Source organism: uncultured Methanobrevibacter sp. (genome assembly GCF_947166415.1).
GTDB lineage: Archaea > Methanobacteriota > Methanobacteria > Methanobacteriales > Methanobacteriaceae > Methanocatella.
The window spans coordinates 53,076-65,044 of record NZ_CAMVEE010000004.1 but is presented as its reverse complement, the minus strand read 5'-3'; the positions used below and the strand labels follow the sequence as shown (position 1 = coordinate 65,044).

10 protein-coding genes are annotated in these 11,969 nt (G+C 36.6%); all 10 read right to left on the bottom strand.

Features of this window, described 5'->3' with window-relative positions; all coding sequences use genetic code 11:
• The coding region (locus tag Q0W25_RS01530; RefSeq protein ID WP_298518038.1) for a CoB--CoM heterodisulfide reductase iron-sulfur subunit A family protein at positions 1–1,246 on the bottom strand (1,246 nt) is incomplete at its 3' end.
• Between the two features lie 299 nt (positions 1,247–1,545).
• A complete protein-coding gene (locus Q0W25_RS01525; protein ID WP_298518035.1) occupies positions 1,546–2,451 on the bottom strand; it encodes an AEC family transporter in 906 nt (301 codons plus the stop codon).
• A gap of 64 nt (positions 2,452–2,515) precedes the next feature.
• Positions 2,516–3,451: a DNA repair and recombination protein RadA gene (gene radA, locus Q0W25_RS01520; RefSeq protein ID WP_297824796.1), complete on the bottom strand. Its 936-nt coding sequence runs from the start codon at positions 3,449–3,451 to the stop codon at positions 2,516–2,518.
• Between the two features lie 22 nt (positions 3,452–3,473).
• On the bottom strand, positions 3,474–6,164 hold the full coding sequence (locus Q0W25_RS01515) for an OB-fold nucleic acid binding domain-containing protein (protein ID WP_298518032.1): 2,691 nt from the start codon (positions 6,162–6,164) through the stop codon (positions 3,474–3,476).
• A 158-nt stretch (positions 6,165–6,322) separates the two neighbouring features.
• The gene (locus tag Q0W25_RS01510) at positions 6,323–7,726 is read right to left on the bottom strand and encodes an undecaprenyl-phosphate glucose phosphotransferase (RefSeq protein ID WP_298518029.1); all 1,404 of its coding nucleotides are present in this window, start codon (positions 7,724–7,726) and stop codon (positions 6,323–6,325) included.
• Positions 7,727–7,777: 51 nt separating this feature from the next.
• Complete coding sequence (locus Q0W25_RS01505) at positions 7,778–8,635, bottom strand: glycosyltransferase family 2 protein (protein WP_298518027.1); 858 nt, start codon at positions 8,633–8,635, stop codon at positions 7,778–7,780.
• 13 nt (positions 8,636–8,648) lie between these two features.
• Positions 8,649–9,608 (bottom strand): glycosyltransferase family 2 protein, encoded by a 960-nt coding sequence (locus Q0W25_RS01500; RefSeq protein ID WP_298518025.1) that lies wholly within the window; start codon positions 9,606–9,608, stop codon positions 8,649–8,651.
• 1 nt (position 9,609) lies between these two features.
• Positions 9,610–10,569: a glycosyltransferase family 2 protein gene (locus Q0W25_RS01495; RefSeq protein WP_298518022.1), complete on the bottom strand. Its 960-nt coding sequence runs from the start codon at positions 10,567–10,569 to the stop codon at positions 9,610–9,612.
• Position 10,570: 1 nt separating this feature from the next.
• Positions 10,571–11,662 carry a CDP-glycerol glycerophosphotransferase family protein gene (locus Q0W25_RS01490; RefSeq protein ID WP_298518019.1) on the bottom strand — a complete coding sequence of 364 codons (1,092 nt, stop codon included), beginning with the start codon at positions 11,660–11,662 and terminating at the stop codon, positions 10,571–10,573.
• Positions 11,663–11,685: 23 nt separating this feature from the next.
• The gene (locus Q0W25_RS01485) at positions 11,686–11,967 is read right to left on the bottom strand and encodes a hypothetical protein (protein WP_298518017.1); all 282 of its coding nucleotides are present in this window, start codon (positions 11,965–11,967) and stop codon (positions 11,686–11,688) included.
• Positions 11,968–11,969: the final 2 nt, after the last annotated feature.

The following is an 11,969-nucleotide window of genomic DNA, read 5'->3' as shown; positions in this document are numbered from 1 at the left end:
TGGAGTACATACAACATACTCTGGAACAGTATGGTTTACCGATTTGTTCATCTCTGGAACCGACACAGTGGATGAATGCTACACGTTTAGGTTCGATACCGTCGGAAGGTTTGATAACGTGTCCACCGGTAGGACCTGATGCGTTAATCATCCTTTCAATTTCCATAGCGGTAATAACGTTGGAGAAACGTCCGTATCCGTATTGGTAAATTCCGGAAGGATCGAATGGGTCGTAACCGATAGCAGCTACAATGGTACCTACTTCTAATTCGATTTCTTCAGCTTGTTGGTTGTGGTCGATAGCGTTTGGTCCACATGCTTGTACACATAAGTTACATTCAATACAGTAATCCTTATCAATAGTTGCACATAATGGTACAGCTTGAGGGAATGGGATGAATGCAGCTTTAACCATACCTACACCTTCGTCGTAGTAGTTAGGTATTTCGATAGGACAAGCTTCTTGACAGGATCCACATCCAGTACATAATGCTTCGTCAACGTATCTTGGTTTTTTCTCAACTTTTACTTTGAAGTTTCCGATGAATCCGTCAACTTCTTTAACTTCAGCGTAAGAAATTAATTCGATGTTTTCGTGTTTTGCGCAGTCTACCATCTTAGGTGCTAAAATACACATTGAACAGTCGAGAGTAGGGAAAGTTTTATCTAATTGTCCCATTCTTCCACCGATGGTTGGGTTTCTTTCTACAATGTAGGTTTTGAATCCCATGTCACCTAAATCTAATGCGGTTTGGATACCTGCTACTCCACCACCGATAACTAATGCTTTGTTATCTACTGCTACTTTGGTAGCTTCTAATGGTTCGAGTAATCTAGCTTTAGCAACAGCCATACGTGTTAAGTCTTTTGCTTTGGAAGTTGCTTCTTCAGGTAAGTCCATGTGTACCCAGGAGTCTTGTTCTCTTAAGTTAGCAAATTCAAATAAGAATTTGTTTAATCCAGCTTCTTCTACACATCTACGGAATGTAGGTTCGTGAAGACGAGGGGAACAAGCAGCTACAACAATTCTGTTTAAGTTTTTCTCTTTAATGTCTTCTTGAATCATTGCTTGACCAGGGTCAGAACACATGTACTTGTAGTCAGTTGCGTAGACAACGTTAGGTAATGTCTTAGCATATTCTGCTACGTCAGGACAGTCTACTACTCCACCAATGTTAACACCACAGTGACAGACGTAAACACCTATCCTAATTTCTTCGTTATTATCTATTTTTTCTTCTGCCATATTAATTCACCTTGTACAAGTCGTGAAAAATATCTAACATATAATAAAAATTGCAATTTTTTAAAAAAAGTTCTAGAATTTTTACATAATATTAGATATACATATGTAGTAAAAACACACTTATAAAGCTTTCTAATAAAAATTTAGAGTAATGTTTATATACTAGAAAATAAACTTTTTTTATTTATTTTAAATAGAGAAACACAGAGGAATCCGAATACATTTTAAATAATCAAGAGTTTTACTTAAGTTATATACGAAATAAAGTATTTTAAAGATGAAAAAAAATTAATATTTTTTCATAAAATCATGATAATTATAGGTAGTGTAATCAAAGAGATTACAGTGTTTATCAAAATGCAGTCCGATGTCAATTCATAATCCAGCTTGTAGGTTATAGCAAGCAACAAGGACAGCATTCCAGAAGGCATAGCCGCTTCAGTTACTGCCACTTTTAATTGCAAATCGACAAGCCCCAAATAAGATGCGACGATAAAAGCAATCAAAGGGAAAAACAATAGCTTTACCACTGAAGTAAACAATACCATCGACCGACTCCTTGAAAGACCTGCAAGATTAATTGACAAGCCCAGTGAAAGCATGATTAAAGGAACTGCACCGTTTCCCAAATAATTAATGGCATTTTCAAAAACAGGACCGATTGGAATATTCAAAAAATTCAATGACAGTCCAAGTATGACCGCCCATAATGATGGAAACAATGTGATCTTGCTGACAGCGCTTTTTAAGTTGCCGCCGAATTTCAAAACCAAAATGAATGAAAGCAACAGGAAAATAAATAAAGTTGCAATATCACAAAATATTGCCCTTAAAAATCCTGCCTGGCCAAATATGCCCAAACTAATTGGATAACCCATAAATCCGGTATTTGCAATCATTACAGTGACAAGGACGCTCCATAACTTCCTATCATCAAAATTCAATTTCTTTAAAATGATAAATGAAATTGCTCCAGTAACCATTGAAGATGAAAAAATTATGAAGGGTAAAATTCCCAATTTGGAAATTGAAGATAAATCCGCTGCATACAATGCGGAAAAAACCATACAAGGCATTAAAATATACATTACTATATTATTCAAAGGGGTTATATCTTTTTCAGATAGAAAATCTATTCGTTTAAGAAAATATCCCAAACCTATCATCAAGATTATGGATAAAATAGTAACTTCAATTTCGTTCATAAATAATAATTAAACGAGATTCTATAAAAAATTAATGAAAAATAAAAAAAAAGAAAAAATAAAATTAGCTAACGATACCTTCGCTAGTAATTTTAAATACACATTCGCCTTCAGGTAAATGAGGGCTGTCGACTAAACGAGCAATTCTTTTACCTGCCAATCCTTTTTTGAGCCAGATTCTGTAAGTAGAAGCGTGTCCTAAAACGTGTCCTCCGATAGCTTTAGTAGGACTTCCGAAGAATGAATCAGGTTTTGCCTGTACTTGGTTTGTTAAGAAAATAGCAACATTGTAGGTATTAGCAATTTGTTGAAGTGAATGTAAATGTTGGTTTAGCTTTTGCTGTCTAACAGCTAAGGATTCCCTTCCAACGTATTCTGCTCTGAAGTGAGCCATCAAGGAATCGACAATGACCAATTTAACATTGACACCGCTTTGAATTAATTCATTAATCTTATCGACCATTAAAATTTGGTGAGCTGAGTTGAAAGCACGTGCAACATGAATTCTTCCTAATACCTCATCAGTGTCTAATCCGAACCCTTCTGCGATTTGCCTAACCCTTTCCGGACGGAAAGTGTTTTCAGTGTCAACAAATACGCATTCGCCTTCAAGACCGCCAAGCTCTTTAGGTAATTGAACAGTAACAGCTAATTCATGAGAAATTTGACTTTTACCTGATCCGAATTCACCGAATACTTCAGTGATGGATTGAGTTTCAATACCGCCGCCGATTAAATCATTGAATTCTTGACTTCCGACTGTAATGTGACCAACGTCTTTTCTTCTTTCATCTACTTCTAATGCGGTTTCAAAAGTAATGTTTTCAGCTCTACGGGCTGCTTCAATAACTTTTTCAGCAACTCCTTCACCAATTTCTGCTTTAACAGATAATTCTTTAGGAGTAGCAGTAGCCAATCTCATCATATCAGCGAAACCTGCGTCTTTTAATTTTTCTGCTGTTTTTTCACCAACACCTGGTAAATCACCTAGTTCTACCATAACAACCATTCCTTTAATTCATTTAATAATATTTTGATAAAATTTTCTTAGGATTTAACCTACTTTCTTCGTTATAATCGTCAAAGCTTACATTAGCAATAATTTCAACGGTTAAATTTTGTAAGTCTTGAAGTTTGTCTTCAATTCCATAACCGTCTTCAATGAGACTTATGACTTCTTCTTTTTTCATGCCGACGAGTTCTTCGGCTAACTTATCAAAGAAGGTAGCTTGAATCTCACCTGTATCGTCTTCGATTCTGGTTGGAATCATGAAGAGATAATAAGGCTCATCAAATGTATGTCCGCAGTTATCACAGACATATTCATCAATTGACTCTTCTATATTGCTTCTGCAGTGAGGACATTTTTTACGTAAGACTCTATCGGAATAAACTTCTTTGATGACTCCTGTTACGGTAACATTGGTGTCATCCTCCAATAAGGATTCGATAGTTTTTGGAACGTAAATAGCTTCTTTCAATTCTTCATATGTTGGCAATTTTTCCAATTCTTTTTCGCTAGGCTCCAAGATTGTGGTGGTTCTGCCAACACTGGCTTCTAAACGATTGTCCATGTCTAAGGAAATGCGTGGATTCTGTAGCTTAAGTGGCATGCCCATTTCAAGATCCATTTTAGCCTCATCATTCCATAAAACAACTTTAATGGTTCCTGTATCATCGGCAATTTCAATGTGCCTAACGAAGCCTTTGTCTCCATTGTCCCTTTCGAATTCACGTAAATCATTTAATTCAATGACTCTACCGATGAGGATAATGTCTTGTTCATCCTCTTCAGCTTCAGAAATTTTCTTATAATCATAAAGCGCTTTTTCTAATGTTGACAATTCAGGTATGAACAATGCAGATGCCTGTTCTTCTGATAATTTAATGAGTCTGGAACCGCCACCTATGTTTAAGTCAACATCATAGTATCCTAGTCTGGTTCTAGCGTTTTCAATTTGGTATGCGTCACCAACATTATAATTTTCCTGAGCGCGTTCATTCCATAATGACAATTGAACTTTTCCGGATTCGTCAGCGAAAGTTGCAGATTTGACAATGCCTACAGTACCGTCATCCCTTTGGAATTCATTGACATCATTGACTGCAATGAATCTTCCAATAATATCGATTTCAGTGCCGTCTTCCTCAATCTCTCTAATTCTTCCAATAGGGGTTGGTCTTAACTGTTCTCTGATTTCATTGAACTCATCTAGTTCTTCAATTGTTAGATTTTCAGGATTGATAGAGATTTGAGTATTGAAATTTGTGTTCATTGAGTATCCTGTTTGAGTAAATTCGTCATAACGAACATCACCGCCGATAACCTTAACAATGTCTCCTTTATTTATCGCTAAATCGGTGCTATCGCCCCAAAGTGTAACTCTTATAGATCCGGATGAATCTCCAACATCAAAGTTCCTTAATTTTCCTTCGGTGTTGTCTGATTTTCTGATGAACTTTTTAATATCCTGGAGTCTGACTACGACACCTTTAATTGCAACATCGGTTTGCTCTGTTAAATCTCCGATTGGAGTGAATTCCTGTTCAATTTCAGGAACATCGTATTCTCCTTTAATTATTCTGCCGTCCCAATGGGATAGTGAAATTTCTGATATTCCGTCCCTGTTGGTTCTTTCACGGGACTGTGCAGCTAGAATCTTGACTGTATCTCCATCTTCCAATTTCAAGTTTTCAATCAATTCAACATTTCTGTTCCATAATGTGTATGAGATTTTGCCGGTTGCATCCTGCAATTCAAGGGATGCCACTTTACCTTCTTTGCCGTTTTTCTCATAGCTTCTGACTGCTGGAATTCTGACGATTCTTGCAATGACGTTTACTTGAGTATCGGGTTCGATGTCAGCTATGTTGGTAATGACTTCCTCATAAACCGGGAATTTTGAAGGGTCTTCCTCCAATTTAACGATTGCTGATCTTGGCCTTAAGTTAGCTTCAAGTCCGGAATATCCTTCCTTGATATCTACGTTTTTGATTTGAATTACATCCCCTTCACTGAATTTTTTCAAAAGAGGCATGTTTTGAGTCCAGAATACGGTTCTCATTTTTCCGGTGTTGTCCTGCAACTCAACATTGCATACTTCCCCTTTGCCTCCTTTACGTGTTTTAAAGGATCTAGGATTGGATATTGATATTACCCTTCCGGAAATTGTAACATCCCTGCTTCCATCTTCAAGACTGGAAATTGTATCATTGGAAAATTCAGGTTTTTCGGAAACGACTTCAACCTCTTCATCGATTAATTCGCCGACAACCATGTCTGCAAATGTAACGTCACCCATAAATGAAATGCCTTCATTTTCTTTCTTAAATTCGTTCATTCTAGCTAAAAAGTCTTCTTTGGAAACTTTATCTTTAACTTTATTGTATCTTTCTAGAACTTCGTCACTCATTTCATCAGATTCGATTGATGATTCAGCTTCTTCAGTTGAAGTTTCGACATTTTCTTCATCGCTTTCGAATGAAACTTCAAAAGGTACTTCTTCTGTGCTTTCACCGGATTCTGTTTTTTCTTGAGAAACTTCAAATGGAATCTCAATGCCGTGGTTCTTTAAAACTTCACGAGCACAGTCAACTTCATTTACAAAGTCCAAGCCAAAGCTTTCGCGGACTTCTTCCATTTCTGCTAAAAACTCTTCCTGTGAAAGTTGATCATTAATTTTTTCGTATAATTCTAAAATTTCATCTTGCATACCAAACCCCTCATAGAAAAGTTAATTATAATTTTAATTTAGAATGTATATAAACTATTAGAGACAGAGCATTTGAAAAGTAATCGCCGTGAAAATATTACTAAAAAATATTTTATAAATATTGTTTAAATGCGTAAAAATGAAAATGTGAAAAAAAATCAATATGCGTTAGGATTCTTTTTAAGCACTGTTTTGATCATTATACCTAAATCCAGACCCATGTGCCAATTTTCTACATATTCAATGTCATATTCTATACGTTTTTTGATTGAAGTGTCTCCACGACAGCCATGAATTTGAGCCCAACCAGTTAAGCCCGGCTTGACTTGATGCTTTACCATATATTTTGGAATAGATTCCTTGAACTGCTCAACGAAAAATGGTCTTTCAGGCCTTGGACCGACAACGCTCATGTCCCCTTTCAAAACATTGAAGAATTGAGGCAGCTCGTCGATACTGGTTTTTCTGATGAACTCCCCGACTTTGGTTTTCCTTGGATCATCCCTTGTAGTCCATTCTGATTTTTCCTCGTTCGGATTTTGAACCCTCATACTTCTGAACTTATACATCATGAACGGCTTGCTGTTGTATCCTATTCTTTCCTGCTTGAATATAATTGGACCGCGTGATGTCAACTTGATGGCTATTGCGGTAACAATCATGATTGGGGAAGTGATTACAATGGCTATTATTGCAATCGCATAATCTGAAAGGGCCTTTAAAAATTTATTGAAACCGTCGTCCAATGGAACGTACCTAATGTTAATGATAGGAATGTCTTCAATCATGTCTACAGACGGCTGAGCCGGGAAATACCTGATATAATCCGGAATGATTTCCGCCTTGATTCCTACCTTTTCGCAGCTTTCTACTAACTCGTTGATTTTATAATAGTATTTTAAAGGAATCGCCAAAACAACCCGGTCGAATCTATTGTTTTCCAGAAGGTTATCCAAATCATTAAATGAACCGGTGATTTTACAACCCTGAATTTCTTCGCCAATATGCTCAGGCCTACCCAATATTCCTCCGATTGAAAAACCAAGATATGGATTTGCCTTGATTTTATTGGCAAATGTAAACGCCAATTCGTTGTCTCCAACAATGAGAATATGCTTCAAGTTCTTATTGTTGATTCTCATCCGGATTAAAATGCTTCTGATGGCAAACCTTTCAATGATTCCAAAGAATGTTGAAATGAGGGCCAGTAAGAAAAGCATGATTCTTGAAAAGTCCGGTTGGTTAATAATGAATAAAATAGATACCAATACAAAAAATGCTACAATATTAACCTTTATAATCTGAGTTGCTTCTGAAAATATATTCTTATAGGTTCTGCGTGGCTTATACAATCCAAAAGCAAAATATAAAATCAAATAAACTGGAATGACAGCCAATAATAGGAAAATGAGATAACTTTGATAGCCTAAATGCCCTCCTAACGGACCAAATAAAGTGGTCTTAAACCTCAGCCAAAAGGAACACATCAATGAAATGCTAACCACCAGCACATCAAGCAAGACTAGCAAAACATTTAATATCCTTTGATTTTCCCTTATCATAACAACTACCAAAACTAGTTTATTATAATAATATTAGATGTTATCCATTATTTAATCTTTCTTTTTGAACAAATTTAAAAATAGCTTTAAAATGCATAAAACAGCAATTCCAATGTATACAACTATGTTTACAATAAAGGAAGATTCTTCGGCATGATGCTTTTTATAATAAATGTACATTGCGCGGTAAAATTCATAAATAAGTTTGGATTTCTGTTTTTTGCTGCTTGCACCTTTAAGGTGAGTAATCTTGGATTCGCCGTAATAGATTATCTTCCATCCGGAATTCTTTATCCTGTAGCACAGGTCAATATCCTCGCCATACATGAAAAATGTCTCATCCAAAAGGCCTGCTGTGTCCAAGGCTTCCTTGCGCATGAACATGAACGCTCCGGTCAAACAGTCGATTTCATAGATTTCATCGTCTGGAAGGTTGTCAAGGTTGTAGTTGTCATCGGCACTGTTGGTCGGAATATGGAAAAGCCTGAAAAATGAGTTCTTGACGTTTGGAAAGCTTCTTTTGCATGCCTTATCCAGTTCGCCATTTTCCAAAAGAACTCTGCATCCGCATGTGCCGACATCCTTGTGGTCCTCCATATAATTGTAAATGTTCTCCAAGGTGTTTTCCCAAACTATTGTGTCTGAGTTCAAAAGAAGAACATATCTTGCTTCCACGACCCTCAAGGCCTGATTGTTTCCTGCCGCAAACCCGTTGTTTTCAGCTGAAGCAATGAATCTTACCCTGTCTCCAAAGTAATCCTGCAGTCTGGACAGGCTATCGTCACTGGATGCGTTATCCACTACAATGACTTCCAGCTCAAAAGGATAGTCATATTCAAAAATGGAGTTAATGGTGTTTTTTGTTAACTCAAAGGTCTGATAATTTACGATTACAACTGAAAGATCCATAAGACTCAACTAGCTATTTTTTTAAAAATTTGATTGTGTTAATAATTAATCTGTATTCAATTTTAAAATAATTTTTTGTATTCTTGAAATCGAATTTGACCTTATCGATTTTGTTTCTTGTTTTTAAACCTTCCCTAATTCCGGATAAATATATCGGTCCGAATCCTTTCCGGACAAAGAACAGGTATTTTATCAGAAAGCCGAAAAACAGGAAAATGAAATTAACAATCTTCATTGGAATGGGCTGGTTCTTATAAACAACCCAAACGTTGTTTCTGGCGGCCAGTCTGACCTTGAATTCATTGTATCTGCTTCCGCTTGTTGCGCTTCCGATATGGTACACAACAGCCTGCGGGCACAGCAAGTTTCTGAATCCATGAATCCTTGAGCGGATGGCCAGATCGACATCCTCCATATATGCAAAGAAATTGTCATCGAAATAGCCTATTTCATCCAAGGCTGACTTTTTATACATTGCTGCTCCTGCACAGCATGAGAAAATCTCCCTGACTTCTGTAAATTCAGAGGAGTTATGATTTTCGCCTACCTTCTTGGTCCAGGCAAGGAGGTTGTATTCATCTCCCACATCATCGATTAGGTCCTTGTTGTTGTACTGAAGCATCTTAGCCTGAACGGAAAATATGTCATCGGCTGATGAAATCAGCTCGACCAACGCCTTTATGGAGCCTTCCCTGATTTCCGTGTCATTGTTGAGAGAGAAGACATATTCATATTTGGCGTTTTCAATTCCCTGATTGACTGCAGGTGAAAAACCCAGATTTTCAGTATTTTCAATCAGATTAACAGGAAAATTAAAGGAGCTGCCTTTAATGAATTCCTTACTGCCGTCAGTAGACCCATTGTCAACTATGATAACTTCACCTATGCACTCGCTATCATTATTTAACGAATCGAAAAACGCTTTCAGGAATCTTTCTCCATTATAATTTGGGGTAACAACAGAAACTTTCATACTAATCAATTGAATTTTTAAATTTTCTCCACACTATATAATATATTCTAGGATTTAATAAAAATAGCTTAATCTTGAGCTTAAATTTGCCGTCACCTTCATATTTTGACAGTTTTTCAAGCAAGTCCAATTCCTTCATTTTGCTTATTACCTCATCAAAGTCATAGCCGTTGTAAAAGAAATAGTTCATGTTTCCGAAAATGGCTTTAGGTATTCTGGAAGTGATGATGAGATTTGACAAATCGTCCAATCCTTTCTTTTTATAGAAATCTGACAGGTTTTCAAAAGCCTTTACGATGTCGAAGCGTTTAAGCTCGGAAGTCCTTATTGCAGATTCGGGATGTTGGATATAATGATAGGTCACTTCGTTTGAAATGGCTATCTCATCGCCATGGCTTAATGCCTTAAGTGCAAAATAGGTATCCTCACCGTAGATGAATTCCAAAGGAAACTCAATGGAATTGTCTTTAATGATGTCTGACTTGTACATCAGCTGGACAAAGTTGAACGGGATTTCCATCTTCAATTCCTTTTCAATGAATTCCTTTGCTTGGATAATGTTGTGTGAATAAACGTGAGGAGATGATAGATTTTCCCCTTCCTTTTTAGCCATCTGAACCAGGCTGAAATCTGTTTTGCCATTGTACAATTCTGACAGGTGATTCGCCATGACATAGTCGTCGCCGTCAACAAATACAAGATATTCCCCGCTTGAAACTTCAATTCCCTTATTTCTTGCAGCGCTTACACCCTGATTTTCCTGATGGATGACCTTGCTTGGAACATCTGCCGCCGCTAATTTTTCATTGACAATTCTAAGGCTGTCGTCGGTTGATCCGTCATCGATGACTATAATCTCAAATGAGTCAAAATCCTGATTGATTATCGAATCGATTGTGTTGCCTATATATTGTGAATTGTTGTAAACAGGCACTATAACGCTGACCTTAATATTATCCATTTTACCTACCTCGATTCAAAAGGAAATCGACTACCCTTTTAGATGATTGACCGTCTATTTCATCAAACTGTGTCTTTGTGAAACTTGATAATCTGTCCTTATCGAAATCCTTGTTTTTGATTGCATCTGTCAGTTCTTCTGAGGTATAAACCAATTTGCCGGGAACGGTTGTTTTGAAATCATAATAGAATCCCCTTTCCGTAGCCAGATAATTCTCCAAATCGTATACGAAAAATAGGATTGGCTTGTTGAGGATTGCAAACTCTATCATTATTGAGGAATAGTCAGTGATTAACACATCACTAATCATCATAAGCTCCTGTTCGCTTTCATAATCGCTGCAATCAATGTAATCCTCACTTGATTCAATATTGCCGTCATAAAAATCCCTGATTTTCGGATGGAGCCTTAATGCCAAAACATATTCCTCTCCCAAAATTTCATTGAAACTCTTCAAGTCAAGATAATCAAAGATATTGTTGTACTTTCTTTCATCACGGAATGTCGGAGCGTAGAGAATAATCTTTTTGTTTGAATCGCATCCGTATCTCTTACAGAATTCGGATTTTATTTTATTAAGGTCATGATTTTCGAAATAATAATCCAGCCTCGGCAATCCCAAAGCCTTGATTTTTGATTTGTCTATCTGAAAGGCCTCTGCATAATAATCTTCAATTCTTTTAGAGGAAGTGATTAGATAATCTGTATTGTCACTGATTTTTGAAAGCATTTCAAGTTCATCCGGACTTGCAACAGATCCACCGAACTTTTTGGAAGCGCCGGGAGCGTGCCATAGCTGAACCACTTTTGCTTGATTTTTAAAACTCATAAAAGCCATCGGGAAAAAATTATCATTTAAAAATACATATTGGGAAGTGGCCAATTTCTTAAAGCTGCCTAGTGATAGTTTATCCTTGTAAAAAAAGTTAAATTCAAAATTTCCCCTTCTTTCGAACTCCTTTTTGATATAGTCCAGATTGCCCTTAAATGATTCATTTGAATCTATTATGAAGGATATTCGATTTTCAGAAACGGGAAAAATCTTAAATAGATTGAATAAACTTCCATAAAGTTTATGTTTCAAATATTTCATAGAAATCAACTAAACTAAATTATTTAGTGGAAAAAGGATAATATTCCTGGAATGGATTCTAACATTGCTTGAATACCTAAAATGAATATTGCAAGACCGCCAACGAAGTTGATATATTTTGCATATTTCAATGCAAACCTGGTTCCAAAAGTACCGATGAGTAACCAGCAAGAAGCCGCACATAAACTTATAAGCCCAAGACCGAGGGGATCAACAGCCGCCGCTACACCCTGTGCTGCCAAAATCAAGTTTTCGATGTTACCAAAAACTAATAATATAATAAACGGTTTTATATCATCAAGCATAT